The organism is Oharaeibacter diazotrophicus, assembly GCF_004362745.1.
GTDB classification, from domain to species: Bacteria; Pseudomonadota; Alphaproteobacteria; order Rhizobiales; family Pleomorphomonadaceae; genus Oharaeibacter; species Oharaeibacter diazotrophicus.
Genome location: NZ_SNXY01000006.1, coordinates 1,786,542 through 1,802,482, shown reverse-complemented (window position 1 = coordinate 1,802,482; position 15,941 = coordinate 1,786,542). Strand labels below are relative to the sequence as shown.

Annotated in this window: 14 protein-coding genes; 4 read left to right on the top strand and 10 right to left on the bottom strand. The window is 71.8% G+C overall.

The window, feature by feature from the left end; genetic code table 11:
- The first annotated feature begins 108 nt into the window (after positions 1-108).
- Complete coding sequence (locus EDD54_RS08450; RefSeq protein ID WP_126541485.1) at positions 109-1,554, top strand: FGGY family carbohydrate kinase; 1,446 nt, start codon at positions 109-111, stop codon at positions 1,552-1,554.
- A complete protein-coding gene (locus EDD54_RS08445; protein WP_126541486.1) occupies positions 1,551-2,246 on the top strand; it encodes a class II aldolase/adducin family protein in 696 nt (231 codons plus the stop codon). Before EDD54_RS08450 ends, EDD54_RS08445 begins: the two co-directional genes overlap by 4 nt.
- 75 nt (positions 2,247-2,321) lie before the next feature.
- Here the strand turns inward: EDD54_RS08445 and EDD54_RS08440 are convergent, their stop codons facing one another.
- The 5 genes from EDD54_RS08440 to EDD54_RS08420 all read right to left on the bottom strand — a co-directional run bounded on the left by EDD54_RS08440 (position 2,322) and on the right by EDD54_RS08420 (position 8,266).
- Positions 2,322-3,344: a zinc-binding alcohol dehydrogenase family protein gene (locus EDD54_RS08440; RefSeq protein ID WP_126541487.1), complete on the bottom strand. Its 1,023-nt coding sequence runs from the start codon at positions 3,342-3,344 to the stop codon at positions 2,322-2,324.
- A gap of 73 nt (positions 3,345-3,417) precedes the next feature.
- Complete coding sequence (locus EDD54_RS08435; RefSeq protein WP_126541488.1) at positions 3,418-4,389, bottom strand: ABC transporter permease; 972 nt, start codon at positions 4,387-4,389, stop codon at positions 3,418-3,420.
- Between the two features lie 12 nt (positions 4,390-4,401).
- Complete coding sequence (locus tag EDD54_RS08430) at positions 4,402-5,919, bottom strand: sugar ABC transporter ATP-binding protein (RefSeq protein WP_126541489.1); 1,518 nt, start codon at positions 5,917-5,919, stop codon at positions 4,402-4,404.
- Positions 5,920-6,046: 127 nt separating this feature from the next.
- The gene (locus EDD54_RS08425; RefSeq protein WP_126541490.1) at positions 6,047-7,030 is read right to left on the bottom strand and encodes an ABC transporter substrate-binding protein; all 984 of its coding nucleotides are present in this window, start codon (positions 7,028-7,030) and stop codon (positions 6,047-6,049) included.
- Between the two features lie 108 nt (positions 7,031-7,138).
- Positions 7,139-8,266 carry a mannitol dehydrogenase family protein gene (locus EDD54_RS08420; RefSeq protein WP_126541491.1) on the bottom strand — a complete coding sequence of 376 codons (1,128 nt, stop codon included), beginning with the start codon at positions 8,264-8,266 and terminating at the stop codon, positions 7,139-7,141.
- Between the two features lie 106 nt (positions 8,267-8,372).
- Between EDD54_RS08420 and EDD54_RS08415 the strand changes: the two genes are divergently transcribed.
- Positions 8,373-9,299: a GntR family transcriptional regulator gene (locus EDD54_RS08415; RefSeq protein ID WP_126541492.1), complete on the top strand. Its 927-nt coding sequence runs from the start codon at positions 8,373-8,375 to the stop codon at positions 9,297-9,299.
- A 25-nt stretch (positions 9,300-9,324) separates the two neighbouring features.
- Here EDD54_RS08415 and EDD54_RS08410 read toward each other — a convergent pair whose 3' ends face one another.
- A complete protein-coding gene (locus EDD54_RS08410; RefSeq protein WP_126541493.1) occupies positions 9,325-10,776 on the bottom strand; it encodes a polysaccharide pyruvyl transferase family protein in 1,452 nt (483 codons plus the stop codon).
- Between the two features lie 261 nt (positions 10,777-11,037).
- Between EDD54_RS08410 and EDD54_RS08405 the strand changes: the two genes are divergently transcribed.
- The gene (locus EDD54_RS08405; RefSeq protein WP_126541494.1) at positions 11,038-12,078 is read left to right on the top strand and encodes a diguanylate cyclase domain-containing protein; all 1,041 of its coding nucleotides are present in this window, start codon (positions 11,038-11,040) and stop codon (positions 12,076-12,078) included.
- Between the two features lie 241 nt (positions 12,079-12,319).
- Here EDD54_RS08405 and EDD54_RS08400 read toward each other — a convergent pair whose 3' ends face one another.
- Genes EDD54_RS08400 through EDD54_RS23185 form a run of 4 tightly spaced genes read right to left on the bottom strand, consistent with a single transcriptional unit; the run spans position 12,320 to position 15,862 of the window.
- Positions 12,320-13,096, bottom strand: a complete 777-nt coding sequence (locus EDD54_RS08400) for an ABC transporter ATP-binding protein (RefSeq protein ID WP_126541495.1) — start codon at positions 13,094-13,096, stop codon at positions 12,320-12,322.
- Positions 13,084-13,920 (bottom strand): ABC transporter ATP-binding protein, encoded by an 837-nt coding sequence (locus EDD54_RS08395; RefSeq protein WP_126541496.1) that lies wholly within the window; start codon positions 13,918-13,920, stop codon positions 13,084-13,086. Before EDD54_RS08395 ends, EDD54_RS08400 begins: the two co-directional genes overlap by 13 nt.
- Positions 13,917-14,858 carry an ABC transporter permease gene (locus tag EDD54_RS08390; RefSeq protein WP_126541497.1) on the bottom strand — a complete coding sequence of 314 codons (942 nt, stop codon included), beginning with the start codon at positions 14,856-14,858 and terminating at the stop codon, positions 13,917-13,919. Before EDD54_RS08390 ends, EDD54_RS08395 begins: the two co-directional genes overlap by 4 nt.
- The gene (locus EDD54_RS23185) at positions 14,855-15,862 is read right to left on the bottom strand and encodes an ABC transporter permease (protein WP_245515701.1); all 1,008 of its coding nucleotides are present in this window, start codon (positions 15,860-15,862) and stop codon (positions 14,855-14,857) included. The genes EDD54_RS08390 and EDD54_RS23185 overlap by 4 nt, the downstream gene beginning before the upstream one ends.
- Between the last annotated feature and the right edge of the window lie 79 nt (positions 15,863-15,941).

Sequence of the window (15,941 nt, the reverse complement as noted above, 5' to 3'; positions counted from 1 at the left end):
CGGGGGCGAACGCGCCCGAGCGGGCGCCGGCCGGACGGCCGAGACCGAATGAGAAGACGCGCCGTGAGGCGCGCGAGCCCCTGGAGGGGCGAGGGGAGGAGGCCCGCCATGGCGGACGGACCGGCGAGCGTCGCCGTGGTCGACGTCGGCAAGACCAACGTCAGGGTCTCCGCCGCGCTGGCCGACGGCCATGTGGTCGAGACGATCGGGACGGCCAACGCGGTGCTGCCCGGCCCGCCCTGGCGCCACCACGACCTCGCCGGGCTCGGCGCCTTCGTGTTCGAGACGCTGGCGGCGCTCGCCCGTCGCCACCCGATCGAACGGGTGATCGCGGCCGGCCACGGCTCCGGCGGCGTGCTGGTCGGCGACGACCCGGACGCCGGCGGCGACGGCGCGGCGCTGCCGATGATCGACTACGAACAGCCGCTGCCGGCCGGGATCGCGGAGGCCTACGCCCCACTTGCCGGCGACTTCCTCGACCGCGGCTCGGCGATCATGATGGCCGCGACCCATCAGGCGCGCCAGCTCCTGTGGATGGAGCGCGACCATCCGGACGCGGTGGCGGCGGCGCGGTTTCATCTCGGGATTCCGCAATACTGGGCGTGGCGGCTCTCCGGCCGGGCGGTGTCGGAGGCGAGTTTCCTCGGGGCGCAGTCGCATCTCTGGAACGTGCCGGCGCGGCGCTTCACGCCGATCGTGCACACCCGCGGCTGGGAGCGGCTGATGCCGCCCTTCGCCGCCGCCCACGCCGACCTCGGGCCGGTGCGGCCGGAACTCGCCCGCCGCTTCGGCCTGCCCGCTGGGATGCGCGTCCACGCCGGCGTCCACGACAGCACCGCCAACGCCTACCGCTACCGCGCGGCGGGGCGGGGCGACCTGATGGTGGTCTCGACCGGGACCTGGATCGTCGCGCTCGCCGGCGACGTGCCGCTCGACCGGCTGGTCGAGGCGCGCGGCATGACCCTCAACGCCGACGTCGACGGCCGGCCGGTCGGCGGGGCGCTGACCATGGGCGGGCGCGAGTTCGCCGCGATCGCGGGCGCGCAGCCGGACGGCGCCGTCGCCGATCCAGCCGTTGCTGCGGCGCTGATCGACCGGGGGACGATGGCGCTGCCGAGCTTCGGCGACAACGACGGCCAGTTCCCGGGCACCGCCGGCCGCGGCCGGATCGCGGGGCCGCCGCCGGAGGGGCCGGCCGAGCGGCTGGCGCTGGCGGTGACGACGATGGCGCTGCTGACCGTCGCCTGCCTCGACCGGCTCGACGGTGCGCGCGCCGTGGTGCTCGACGGCTCCTATCTGCGCGATCCTCTCTACGCCCGGTTGGTCGCCGCGCTCCGGCCCGGCCGCGAGACGCTGTCGAATGCCGAGAGCTACGGCGTCGCGGCCGGTGCCGCACTGCTCGCCGGCCACGCCGTGCGGACCGCGCCGGTCGAACTGGCGCTGGAGAGACCCGACCCGTTCACCCATCCCGGCCTCGTGCCCTACGCCCGCGCCTGGCGCGCGGCGGCGGAGGCATCGGTGCCGCCCGACATCGCGAGGAGAGACAGGACATGACGATCGCAGACGAACACGCCGCCCGCTCCGCCATGGTGGACATCTGCCGCAGGATGAACGGCACCGGCATCAACCAGGGCAACGCCGGCAATCTGTCGCTGCGCCACGGCGACGGCTTCCTGATCACGCCGTCGTCGCTGGCCTACGACGTGATGCAGCCCGAGGACATCGTGGCGATGGCCTTCGACGGCACCTATGTCGGCCGCCGGCCGTCGTCGGAGTGGCGGTTCCACCGCGACATCCTGAAGAACCGGCCGGACATCGACGTGGTGCTGCACTGCCACTCGGTCTACGCCACCACGGTCGCCTGCCACCACAAGGCGATCCCGGCCTTCCACTACATGGTCGGCCTCGCCGGCGGCACCACGATCCGCTGCGCCGCCTACGCCACCTTCGGCACCCAAGCGCTGTCCGACGCGGCGCTGACCGCGCTCGAGGGCCGGCTCGCCTGCCTGCTCGGCCAGCACGGCCAGATTTCACTCGGCAAGACGCTGGAACAGGCGTTCCACATGGCGACCGAGGTCGAGACGCTGGCCCGGCTCTACGTCCAGGTGCTGACGCTCGGCGAGCCGCCGATCCTCTCCGACGAGGAGATGGAGCGGGTGATCGCGCAAATGAAGCGGATGAGCTACGGCTTCGGCCCGGAGCCGGAGGGCAGCAACGACGTCGCGCGGCCGCGCGCGGCGGGCTGACGGGCAGAGGCGCCCGGACGAAAAAGCCCGGCGCGGAGGGCGCGCCGGGCGGGAGTTCCGTGTCCGCGGGGCCGGTCAGGCGGCGTCGACGACGATCATCGCCTTGACGAGGCCGGTCTTCTCGCTCGCCCAGCGCGGCAGGTCGTCGGCGGCGCCGGCGAGCGTGGTGCGGTGGGTGATCAGCGGCGCGACGTCGATGCGGCCGTCCTTCAGGCAGGCGAGCACGTGGTCGAAGTCGACCCGGGTGGCGTTGCGCGAGCCGTGGAGGGTCATCTCGCGCTTGTGGAACTCGGGGTCCGAGAAGGAGATGGTGTCGCGCACCACCGACAGCAGCACCAGCGTGCCGCCGTGGCCGACGTGCGCGAAGGCCGCCTCGATCGACGGCGCGGCGCCGGTGGCGTCGTAGACGACGTCGAAGCCCTCGCCGCCGGTGTGGGCGGCGACGCGGTCGGCGAGGCCGTCGCCGGCGAGCAGGGTGTCGTCGAAGCCGAGGGCGTCGCGGGCGAAGGCGAGGCGCTCGACGCTGGTGTCGAGCAGCGTGACGCGCTGGCCGGCGATGCGGGCGAACAGGGCGGTGCCGAGGCCGATCGGGCCGGCGCCGATCACCAGCGCGGTCGCGCCCGGCGCGGCGCCGGAGCGGCGGACGCCGTGGGCGCCGATCGCCAGGAACTCCACCGTCGCGGCCTGCTCGAGCGTGATGCCGGCGGCCGGGTAGAGGTTGCCGGCCGGCACCAGCACGCGCTCGCACATGGCGCCGTCGGTGTGGACACCGAGCACGGCGATCGCCGTGCAGCAGTTCGGCTTGCCCTTGCGGCAGGCGCCGCAGTGGCCGCAGGAGACGTAGGGGTTGACCACCACCGGCGAGCCCGGGGCGATCGCGACGTCGGCGCCGACCGCGACGACGCGGCCGGAGACCTCGTGGCCCATCACCCGGGGATAGTTCAGGAACGGGTGCTTGCCGCCATAGATGTGGTAGTCGGTACCGCAGATGCCGACGTGGCTGACGGACACCAGAGCCCAGCCGGGCGGCGGGGAGCCGGGCTCCGGACGGTCGTCGAGCCGGAGCCGGCCGGGTTCTTCGCAGACGAGGGCCTTCATGGGAGCGGGTGTCCGTCGGGAGCGTTGCCGAGGGGCGGCGCCCCGGCGGACCGGGGCGTCGCGGGAGGCGGTATCAGGACCGGCCGCGTCGGCGCAACTGGTCGAAGTAGACGATCACGATGATCAGGCCGCCGGTGATGATGCGCTGCCAGAACGAGTTGACGTTCAGGAGGTTGGCGCCGTTGTTGATCGTCGCGAGGATGAAGGCGCCGAGCAGCGGGCCGTGCACCGACCCGACCGCGCCGAACAGCGAGGTGCCGCCGATCACCGACGATGCGATCGCCTGCAACTCCCAGCCCTCGGCCTGGGTGGCGTTGCCGATACCGATGCGGGCGGCGAGCAGGAGGCCGACGAAGGCGGCGCAGAGGGCCGACAGCGTATAGGCGAGGTAGATCATCCGCGGCACGTGCACGCCGGACAGGCGCGCGGCCTCGGGGTTGGAGCCGACCGAGAACAGGTAGCGGCCCCACCGGCTGTGGTGCAGGAACAGGAAGGCGGGGATCGCCACCAGGATCACCATCCAGAACAGGCTGGGGATGCCGAGGAAGTCGGCCCGCGAGAAGGCGGTGAACTCGTCGTTGGTGATCGAGATGGTGGCGCCGTTGGTCATCAGGAGGCCGATGCCGCGCAGCGAGGTCAGCGTCGCCAGCGTGATGATGAAGGGCGGCAGGCCGAGCTTGACGATGCCGAAACCGTGGAAGAGGCCGATGCCGACGCCGATCGCCAGCGTGATCAGGCAGGCCGCCCAGATCGGGAAGCCGGCCTGGAGCAGCATCGCCGCGACCACGCTGGTGAAGCCGACGATGGCGCCGACCGACAGGTCGATGCCGGCGGTGATGATCACGAAGGTCTGGCCGATCGCCAGGATCGCGGTCATCGAGCCCTGGCGCAACAGGTTCGACAGGTTGTTGGTGGTCCAGAAGCTCTGCGTCGAGAAGGCGAGGATGCCCCAGAGCAGCAGGAGCAGGGCGAGCAGCGTCAGGCCGAACAGGAACTGGAAGCGTCCGCGGGCGTGCGCCTTCGGCTGGGCAGGAACGTCGGTCATCGCAGGAATCCCTCAAACGCCGATCGCACGGGCGAGGATGTCTTCGTGGGACACCGCGCGCCAGCCGTGGCTGGAGACGAGGCGACCACGGCGGAACACGTGGAGCGTGTCGGAAAGCTCGTAGGCCTCCGGCAGGTAGGACGAGATCAGGACGATGCCGGCCCCCTGACGCAGGAGTTCGGAGAACAGGCGGTAGATCTCGGCCTTGGTGCCGACGTCGACGCCGACGGTCGGCTCGTCGAAGATGAACAGCCGGGCGCCGTGGTTGAGCCACTTGCCGACGACGATCTTCTGCTGGTTGCCGCCCGACAGCGAGGAGGCGAGCGCGCTCCGGCCGGCGGTCTTGATCCGGAGGTCGGCGATCTGCCGGTCCGCCGCCGCCGCCTCGGCGCCGCCGAACAGCAGGCCGCCGCGGCCGAGCCGGTGGTAGATCGGCAGGTCGAGGTTGAGGCCGACCGAGAGGTTGAGGCAGAGGCCCTGGTCGCGCCGGCTTTCGGGCGCGAGGGCGATGCCGAGATCGATGGCGTCACGCTCGGAGCGGATGTCGACCGGCCGGCCGTCCCAGGAGACGGTGCCGGCGGTGCGGCGGTGGCGGCCGAACACCGTGGTGACGAACTCGCTGCGCCCGGCGCCGATCAGGCCGTAGAGCCCGACGATCTCGCCCGACCGCACGGTGATCGAGACGTCCTCGAAGCCGGGGCCGGACAGGCCCTTGGTCTCGAGGATCACCTTGCCGGGCGTGAAGTGTTCCTTGTGGTAGATCTGCTCGAGCGAGCGGTTGATCATCATCGCGATCAGCTCGGCCTCGTCGGTCGCGGCGATGTCGCGGGTGCCGACCAGGGTGCCGTCGCGCAGCACCGAGACGCGCGAAGCGAGCTCGAACACCTCCTCCATGCGGTGGGAGATGTAGACGATGGTGACGCCGTCGGCCTCGAGCCGCCGGATCAGCGCGAACAGCTGTTCGGCCTCGCGGCGGGTGAGATAGGCGGTCGGCTCGTCGAAAATCAGGAAGCGGGTGCCGCGGGTGGCGGCCCTGGCGGCGGCGACCAGCTGCTGCTGGCCGATGGTGAGGTCGCCGAGCAGCACGTCGGCCGGCAGGTCGAAGCCGAGGTCGTGCAGGATCGCCTGCGCCTCGCGCTCCATCCGGCGGCGCTGCATCAGGCCGAAGCGGACCTTCTCCTCGCCGAGGAACATGTTGGCGGCCACGGTGAGGTGGCGGCAGAGCACGACCTCCTGGTGCACCGCGTTGATGCCGAGGGCCATCGCCTCCTGCGGCGAGGCGAGCGGGACCGGACGGCCCTGCCACAGCACCTCGCCGGAGGTGCGCGGGATGACGCCGGTCAGGAGCTTGATCAGCGTCGACTTGCCGGCGCCGTTCTCGCCGACGATGGCGTGGATCTCGCCTGCGCGGAAGGTGAGGTCGGCCGGCTTCAGCGCGTGGGTGCCGACGTAGCGCTTCTCGAGGCCGCGCAGCTCCAGGATCGGGGTGCCGCGCGCGGGCGCGTGATGGGGTTCCGGGTGATGTGCCATGGCGCCCTCGTGAGGCCGGGAAGCTCGGCGGCCCGCCGGGCCGTGGCGACGGCGTGCGGGTACGGAGCGGCCGGACCCCGTGGGGTCCGGCCGCGCTTCAGGGGGAGCGGATCGACCCGCCCGAGGCTCAGTTGAGCTTCGGGTTCAGGAGCGCGTCGATCTTGGGCTCCTTCATGTTGGCCTTGGTGACGAGGTTGGCGCCGGTGTCGACGAAGGTCTCGACGGTCTCGCCCTTCGAGGCGGCGAGCGCGGTCTTGATGCCGTCGTAGCCCATCCGGTAGGGGTCCTGGACCACGAGGCCGGCGATGACGCCGTCGCTCAGGAACTTGACCAGCTTGTCGTCGCTGTCGAAGCCGATCAGCTTGATGTTGTCCTGGGCGTTGTTCTCGGCGATCGCCTGACCGGCGCCCTGGGCCATGATCAGGTTGGAGGCGAACACGCCGCGCAGGTTCGGGTTGGCGGTGATCAGGTCGGTCATGATGTTGAGGCCGGTCGTGGCCTGACCGTCCGCCACCTTGTCCGCCACCAGCTTGAGGCCCGGGTACTTGGCCGCCAGCTGCTCCTTGAAGCCCTGGGCGCGCTGGTCGAGCGAGCCGACGCCCGGCAGCGACGTGATCAGGGCGACGTCGCCCTCGGCCGAGCCGTACTTCTCCGCGATCGCGGCGGCGAGACCGTCGGCGGCGACGCGGCCGCCCTGGACGTTGTCGGTGGTCAGGAACGAGGTGAACGCCTTGCTGTCGGCGCCGCTGTCGATGCCGATGATCTTGACCGACTTGGCGGCCTCGTCGATCGGCTTGCCGAGCGCCTTGAACTCGGTCGGCGAGATCACGATGGCGGCCGGCGAGCCGGAGACGGCGTTCTCGAGGATCGAGATCTGGCCGTTGATGTCGGCCTCGGACTGCGCGCCGAGCTCGGGCACGTTGACGCCGAGGTCCTTGCCGGCCTGACGGGCGCCGGCGAGCACGATCTGCCAGTAGAAGGACGTGGTGTCCTTCACGATGATCGGGATGGTCGCGTCGGCGGCACGGGCCGGCGCGAACGGGGCCGCGACGGCGGCCACGGCGAGAGCGGCGGCGCCGACGAAGAGGCGGCGCGTCATCTTGGACTGCATGGTCTTCTCCTCCCAAGCCCGTCCCCTCCAGGACGGGTATTCGATGGCAGCTGTTATATTATCGATAAAAGACAACCAAGGGAACCGTAGCCCAATCACCCGGGGCTTTCAAGTCCCCTCTCGCGCAATATGGAGCACATTTTCCAATTCGGGCGCAAGATGGAATGAATGAACCGCGCGGACCCAGGCGAGGAAATCGGCGATCCGCCGTTCCGCCTTCTCGCCGTGGTTCACCGCGATGTCGGCCAGGCGGTGGTCGAGGAAGGGATTGGCGAAGCGTTCGAGGGTGGTGGCGACGTAGGCCTCCGCCTCGGCGCCGAGACCGCGGGCGGAAAAGCCCGGCAGGACCTCGTCGCGGTAGACCGCCTCGAGATGCGCGCGCGTCGCCGGATCGGCCATGGCGGCGCGCACCGTGGCGCCCTCCGGCCGGCCGGCGGCGCGCCAGCCGTGGGCGAGCACGGTGTGGCCGAGGTTGAGGATGTGCAGCTTCAGCCGCTCGAAGGGCTCCAGCGCGTCGGCGACGACGATGGCCGGGTGCTCGCAGGGTAGGCTGAGGCCGGGGCGGCGCTCGATCGCCCACAGGGCGTAGGGCTCGGCGACCGCGCCCGCCGGTTCCAGCGGCGCCGAGACGATGCGGTCGACGAGGCCGACGACGAAGACGCAGTCGCGGTCGAGCCAGTCGAGGAAGGCGGCGGGGGCGCCGGCTGCAACCGCGAGGCCGCGGACGAGGCCGTGCAGCACCTCGCCGTTGCGGCGGACGAGTTCGGTCGGCATCACGACCGGCGCCGGTCCGCCCACGCGCCAGCGGTGGTGCAGCAGCATCAGCAGGCGGGCGGGAAAGCCGGCCGGCGGCGTGGCGGCGTCGAGGTCGACCGGCGGGCCGTCCGCGAGGCGGTAGCCGCCCTCGGAGACGTTGGAGATCCAGAAGGCGGCGCCGGCGGCGACGGCGCGGACCTCGTCCCAGTCTGCGACGAGGTCGAGGCCGCGGCGGACGCTGCGGACGCGGACCGTCCGTTCCACCGGCACGCCGGCCTCGAGGCCGCGGATCTCGACCGGGTAGCCGGCCGGGTCGTCGAAGGCGGCGAGGCGGCCGCGGCGGCCGCCGTCGCCGCTGGACGCGACGATCGCGACCGGGCCCGCCGCCTGTCCGGCCTCGGCGGCTTCGTGTACGAAAAGGTCGACGTGGGCCTGCAGGAATCGGCTGGTGCCGAACTGGAGGATGGGGAAATCGGACATGAACGGACCCTAGCGCCAAGCTGTCTTTTATCTATAGAATGCAACGAGACGCAGCGCTAGGCCCCGCGAGGGCCGTCGCCCGGGACGGAACCGGGCCGGGAAGCCGATGTCCAGGCAGAACACCACCTTCAAGGACGCCTACAACCGGGCCTTGTCCCTCCTCGCCGGCGAGGGGCTCGGCGCGTCCGAGCCGGAGATCGGCCGCGCGCTCGGCGTCAGCCGCACCACCGTGCGCGCGGTGCTGCAGCGGCTCGAGGACGCCGGGCTGATCGCCCGGTCCGGCCGGTCGCGGACGGTGCTGCGCGCGCCCGTGCCGGGCGATTATTTCGCCGCCGCCGAGACCGACCCGTTGTCGGAGGTGATCGAGCGCAGCTTCATGCGCCGGCTGCTCGAGGGCGACGCGCGCGCCGGCACCCAGATCAACGAACTGGAACTCGCCCGCGCGATCGGCGTCGGCACTACCAGCGTTCGCGAATTCCTGATCCGCTTCAGCCGCTTCGGCCTGATCGAGAAGCGGCCGAACAGCCATTGGGTGCTGAAGGGCTTCGACCGCCGCTTCGCCTTCGAGCTGATCGAAGTGCGCGAGATGTTCGAGATGCGCTCGGCGCAGGCCTTCGCGCAGCAGCCGCCCAACCATCCGGCCTGGGCCCGGCTCGACGCGCTGGAGGCCGAGCACCGGGCGCTGCTGTCGGAGATCGCCACCGGCTACGGCCGCTTCTCCGAACTCGACGAGCGGTTCCACCGGCTGATCCACAGCGCCTCGGCCAACCGGTTCATCATCGACTTCTACGACGTCATCGCGATGATCTTCCACTACCACTACCAGTGGAACAAGCAGGACGAGCGCCGCCGCAACGAACGGGCCGTGCTCGAGCATCTCGACTACGTCGCGGCGCTGAAGGCGCGCGATCCGGCCCGCGTCGCCGCGGCCTGCCGGGTGCATCTCGATTCGGCGCGCGAGACGCTGCTCGCCTCGCTGCCGGACGTGGGCGAGGCGGCCGAGCCCGTGGGAATCGCGACCGCGGAGGCGTGAAGCCGTCCGCGGCCGTGGCGGAGGCTCAGCCGGCGCGGCGCAGACCCTCGGCCCGCGGCGCCAGGAAGGACACCGGCGGGATCGCCGGGAACTCGCGGGCGGCGCAGTCGAGCAGCGCGCGCTTGCGGGCGTCGTCGGCGAAGGGGCAGGCGGCGATCAACTTGGCGACGTCGACCAGCGGCCGGGTGGTGAGCTTGGGGCCGAGAAAGTCCGCGGCGGTGGTGGCGGCGGTGACACGGAAGGGCTCGGCGTCGTCCCAGCCGACCGAGGCGAAGTAGTCGCGGAACTTGAAGTCGTCGCCCATCGGCCGGTTGCCCCACTTCAGCCAGGTGGCCGGGCGGCCGTAGGCGTGGGCGGCGATCAGGCCGTGCAGCGAACTCGACACGATCTCGCGGCAGGACAGGATGTCGTCGACGACGCCAGTGATCGAGCCGAGGATGTCGATCACCTTGACTTTCAGGCCGGCCGGCACCGGCGGCAGCGGCTCGCCCTCGGCGTCGCGGAAGTGCTGGATGACGCCGACGTCGAAGGTCGGCTCGATCGCCGGCCGGTAGAACAGCGGCAGCAGCAGCGCCATGTCGCCGTAGACGTCCGGCACGTCGAGGCCGGCGGCGAGCGCCTTCGCCCGCGACAGCGGTCCGCGCACGGCGGCGACGGCGCGCGGCACCGGGGTCTTGTCGGCGGTGTCGATGTAGCCGGTGCCGTAGACGACGCTGCGCGGCCGGATGCTGCCGAGGCTGCTGCCGATCATGCGGATCGCCGGGGCGTCGTCGCTGCGCAGGGTGCCCTTGCCGTTGACGACCGGGCGGCCGGAGAGCAGGGCGGCGAGCACGGGGTTGAGCTTGTCGCCCCAGTTGCGGCCGGTCTTGGCCGTGTTCGGCCAGTCGACGAAGAGCGGCGCGGGATCGGCCGGCGGCGGCAGGTCGGGCGCGGGAATCGCGGCGAGGTCGTCGGCGTAGTCGGCCCGCAAGGTCGCGAGATCGGCGGCGACGGCGTCGTAGACGGCGCCGAGGGCGGCGGCGTCGGCCGGCCACAGGCCGGTGCGGCCGCGGGCGGGGTCGCGGCGCAGCTTCGGGTGGACGTCCTCGAGGCGGTAGCCGCCGGGCGGCAGCAGGACGACGTCGGCCTTGGCGGCGAGCACGCGGCGGAGCTCGGCGACCGCCTCCGGCTTGGTGTTCTCGGGGGATGGCACGCCGACCGACCAGACGATCCGGCCGCCGGCGGCGGCGACGCGCGTAAGGCCGGAGCGGACCTCCTCGACCACGCGCGCGGTCTCCTCGTCGGTGAGGCCGGCGCGGAAGAAGCCGGTCTCGCCGGAGACGTGGACGATCACCGGGATGCCGCCGGCGAGATACTCCGCGGCGGCGTTGACGCCGGCCTCCTCGCGCAGGACGGGCCGGTAGCGGCCGGCGAGGCCGTCGAAGAAGGCGCGGACGACCCTGTTCCGTTCCGTGACGGGGCTGAGGAAGACGAGCATCGGCGGTTCCGTGTTCGAGACTGCGGGCGGTCGGGGCGACCGTCTTGGCGGACCGGACGGCTCGGCGGTCGAGCCGGACGCGACGGTCACGGCGAACCTATAATCCATATCGGGAAAGTCGAGAAATAAATCCGCCGACCTCGGTCGCCGGGAGCAATTTCCGCCTCCTGCGACGGACGGCACAAATGTGCGGCAGCGCAAAAAACGGATCGTAAGTGTATTTCCGATATGTTCGCGATCGCATGTGACGGAACCGCAGCCATGGCCAACGGAAGCACCGATCCCGGCATCGACGTCGTCGCTCCCTCGGAGACCGGCGGCGCCGTCGCGCGGCTCGCGGCCGAACTCGCGGCCAGCGCCGCGGTGATCAGCGCCCAGGGCGAGGCGCTGGCGCATTTCCGCAAGCTCTTCGAGCGCGCCTCCGAGGCGGCGCGGATCGGGGTGTGGCAGTGCGACCTGCCGTGCCAGACGCTGACCTGGACCGACATGGTCTACGACCTGTTCGAACTGCCGCGCGGCATCGCTGTGACGCGCGAGATGGTGCTGCCGCTCTATCCGGAGGAGTCGCGCGCGAGGCTGCGGGCCGTGCGCGATCGGGCGCTCGCCGAGCGCTCGGGTTTCCAGCTCGACGTCGAGATCCGCACCGCGCGCGGCGCGGCGCGCTGGATCCGCATCACCGCGACGGTGGAATGCGACGGCGACGTGCCGGTCCGCATCTTCGGCATGAAGCAGGACATCACCGAGGAGCGGCTGCTCGCCGACCGGCTGCGCCACATGGCCGAGAGCGACGCCATGACCGGCCTCGCCAGCCGCGCCCGCTTCCAGAGCGCACTCGCCGCCTTCGACGCCCCGGACGACCCGCTGGCGCGCTCGGGCGTGCTGATGATCGTCGACCTCGACGGCTTCAAGCAGGTCAACGACGGTTTCGGCCACGCCGCCGGCGACGCCTGCCTGCGCCGGGCCGCCGACCGGCTCGCGGTCGCCTGCCGCGACGCCGAACTGGTGGCGCGGATCGGCGGCGACGAGTTCGCGGTGATCTGGCGCGCCGAGCGCATCGCCGACCCCGAATTGCGCGCCGCGCGGATCGCGAGCGACCTCGCCGAGACGGTGGGCAGCGGCGCGGCCAAGGTGCGGATCGGCGCCTCGATCGGCATCGCCCGCGCCGACGGCCGCAGCGCCGACGAACTCTTCCGCGCCGCCGACGACGCGATGTACCGCGCCAAGGCGGCGGGGCGCGGGACATATCGTACCGCGCCGCCGCGGGGCAGGGGCAAGGGCCCGGCGCGGCTGAGGCTGGTGTGAGGGCGGGGTTCGCCGCGGGTGGAGGGTGTGGCGCCGACGCGCACCCCTGTCTTGACCCTCCCCTTGGGGGAGGGTCGGCGCGAAGCGCCGGGGAGGGTCGCCGGCGTCGGGCTCGACATTGGACAGGGCGGCGCGGCGGTGGACGCCACCCCACCCCGCCGGCCTTCGGCCGTCGACCCTCCCCGCAAGGGGGAGGGTAGAAGAACGGCCTGCGTCCGGGGGAGGGTAGATTCGCGCCCCTTCAGGGCGCCGGGCGGCGGGTGAAGCCCTCGCTGGCGGTCAACATGGTGCGGGTGTAGTCCTCGGACACCGTTCCGGTGCGCAGGTGCGCCGCCGTGGTCGCCTCGACGAGGCTGCCATGGCGCATCACCACCAGCCGCTCGCAGAGATGGGCAACCACCGCGAGGTCGTGGCTGACCAGGAGATAGGTCAGGCCGAGCTCGCGGCGCAGCGATTCCAGGAGGTTGAGGATCTCGGCCTGGACCGAGGCGTCGAGCGCCGAGGTCGGCTCGTCGAGCAGCAGCACCCGCGGACGGAGGATCAGCGCCCTGGCGATCGCGACGCGCTGGCGCTGGCCGCCGGAGAGCTGGTGCGGGTAGCGGAAGCGGAAGGCCGGGCCGAGCCCGACCTCGCGCAGCGCCCCGAGGATGCGGGCCTCGACGTCGCGCTCGCGGTGGATCGCCAACGGCTCGGCGAGGATCTGGTCGACGGTGTGGCGCGGGTGAAGCGAGCCGTAGGGATCCTGGAACACCATCTGCACGGTGCGGAAGAAGGCCATGTCGCGCGGGGACGGCACCGGCCGGCCGGCGAGCGCGATCTTCCCGCCCGACACCGGCGCCAGCCCGGCGATGGCGCGGAGGACGGTGGACTTGCCCGAGCCGGATTCGCCGACGAGGCCGAGCGCCTCGCCCTCGCCGACCGAGAAGGAGACGCGGTCGACCGCCGCGACGGCGAGCCGGCCGGAGCCGAAGCGCACCGCGAGGTCGTCGACGGCGAGGAAGGGGGTCACAGCGCCCATGCGGGATCCCTGTCGAGCACCGGCAGCGGGTGGACGTCGTCGTGGAGCTTCGGCAGGCAGCCCATCAGCCCGCGGGTGTAGGGATGGCGGGCGTTCGCGAGGTCGCGCGCGGCGACCTCCTCGACGACGCGGCCGGCGTACATCACCAGCACGCGGTCGCAGAAGGAGGACACCAGCTCGAGGTCGTGGCTGACGAAGATCAGGCCCATGCCGCGGTTGGCGACCAACTCGTCGAGGATGCGCAGCACCTCGAGCTGGACCGTGACGTCGAGCGCCGATGTCGGCTCGTCGGCGATCAGGAGGTCGGGGTCGCCGATCAGCATCATCGCGATCATCACCCGCTGGCCCATGCCGCCGGAGAGTTCGTGCGGATAGAGCGAGAAGACGCGGCCGGGATCGCGGATCTTGACGGCCTCGAGGCCGGCCAGCGCCTTGTCGCGCGCTTCGGCGCGGCCGGCGCGGGCGTGGGCGCGGTAGGCCTCGACGATCTGGGCACCGACGGTCATCACCGGGTTCAGCGAGTATTTCGGATCCTGCATCACCATGCCGATCCGCCCGCCGCGCAGCCGCCTCAGCTCCTTCTTCGAGGCGCGCAGCATGTCGACGCCGTCGAAGGCGAGCTTGGCGGCGGTGACCTCGCCGGGCGGCGGGGTGAGGCCGAGGATGGCGCGGCCGGTCTGCGACTTGCCCGAGCCGGACTCGCCGACGATGCCGAGGCGCTCGCGCCCGAGCGCGAACGAGACGCCGCGCACCGCCTCGACGGTGCCGCGGCGCAGGTGGAAGCGGACGCGGAGGTCCTCGACCTCGAGCAGGAGACGGTTCATTTCGCGGCCTTGGGATCGAGCACGTCGCGCAGGCCGTCGCCGAGCAGGTTGAAGCCCAGGCTGACCACGAAGATGGCGATGCCCGGCATCGCCGCCACCCACCACTGGTCGATCAGATACTGCCGGCCGGCGGCGATCATCGCGCCCCATTCCGGCAGCGGCGGCTGGGCGCCGAGGCCGAGGAAGCCGAGGCCGGCGGCGGTGAGGATGATGCCGGCCATGTCGAGGGTGACGCGCACGATCACCGAGGACATGCAGAGCGGCACGACGTGGCGAAGGATGATCCGCGCCGACGAGGCGCCCTGGAGGCGGACGGCGTGGATGAAGTCGCCGTTCCGCACCGTCAGCGTCTCGGCGCGGGCGATGCGGGCATAGGGCGGCCAGATCGTGATGGCGATCGCGATCACCGCGTTCTCGATGCCGGGGCCGAGCGCCGAGACGAAGGCGAGGGCGAGCACGAGGCGGGGGAAGGCGAGGAAGATGTCGGTGATCCGCATCAGCACCGTGTCGACGATCCCGCCGAAATAGCCGGAGACGGTGCCGACCAGGACGCCGATCGGAGTGGCGATGACCGACACCAGCACCACGACGAGCAGCGTCAGCCGGGAGCCGTGGACGACGCGGGCGTAGATGTCGCGGGCCTGATTGTCGGTGCCGAACCAGAATTCGGCGCTCGGCGGCAGCAGCCGCTCGGTGCGCAGGTCGCCGCCGATCAGCGGATCGCGGGTGGCGAGCACGTCGGCGAAGATCGCGACCAGCACCAGCGCGACCACGATGGCGAGGCCGACCATCGCCAGCGGATTGGCGCGGAAGCTCAGCCAGCCGACGTAGAAGCGGCCGAGCCGCGCCTGGGTGCGCGAGCCGGGTTCGGCGGCGGTCAGCCACGCGCGGAGCGCGCCGGCGGACGATGAGGTCGCGGGCGGGGCCGGGGCGGTCATCGGCGCGTCCTCGGGTCGATCAGGCGGTAGAGCAGGTCGGACAGCACGTTGAGGCAGACGAAGGTGGTGCCGATCACCAGCGTGCCGCCGAGCACGGCGTTCATGTCGGCGCTCTGCAGGGCGCTGGTGATGTAGGTGCCGAGCCCCGGCCACGCGAACACGGTCTCGGTCAGCACCGAGCCCTCGAGCAGGGTGGCGTAGGAGAGGACCACCACGGTGACCAGCGGCACCGCGGCGTTGCGCAGCGCGTGACCCCAGATCACCCGCGCCTCGGACAGGCCCTTGACCCGGGCGGTGACGACATATTCCTGCGACAGCTCGTTGAGCATGAAGGAGCGCGTCATCCGCGCGATGTAGGCGAGCGAGAAATAGCCGAGCAGCGCCACCGGCAGCACGATGTGCGAGACGGCATTCCAGAACACCTCGGTCTGGCCCTGCATCAGGCTGTCGACCAGCAGCATGCCGGTGACGGGGGTGACGTAGTAGTCGTAGGCGACATCGAGCCGGCCCGGTCCGGCGACCCAGTCGAGATTGGCGTAGAACAGCAACAGCCCCATCAGGCCGAGCCAGAAGATCGGCACCGAATAGCCGACGAGGCCGAGCACGCGGACGATCTGGTCGCCGAGGCTGCCGGCGCGCACCGCGGCATAGACGCCGAGCGGGATGCCGACCAGCGTGCCGACAAGGGTGCCGAGGGTGGCGAGTTCGATGGTGGCGGGGAAGTAGCGGGCGATGTCGACCAGCACCGGATTGGTGGTCAGCACCGAGGTGCCGAAGTCGCCGGAGAGCGCCTTGGTGCAGTAGATCCAGAACTGTTCCCACAGCGGCAGGTCGATGCCGAGCTCGGCGCGGACGCGGGCGTAGACCTGCGCTGGGGCGCGGTCGCCGACGATGGCGAGCACCGGGTCGATCGGGATGACCCGCCCGATCACGAAGGTGACGGCGAGCAGGCCGAGCAGCGTCGCCGCCAGCGTCGAGACGAATCGGCCGAAGGCCGCGGCGATGCCGAGGACGGGCTTCCACCCGTCCCCGGCGGCGAGGACGGGGGATGCCCCGTCCCCGGCGCCGCGATCCGGTCCGGGA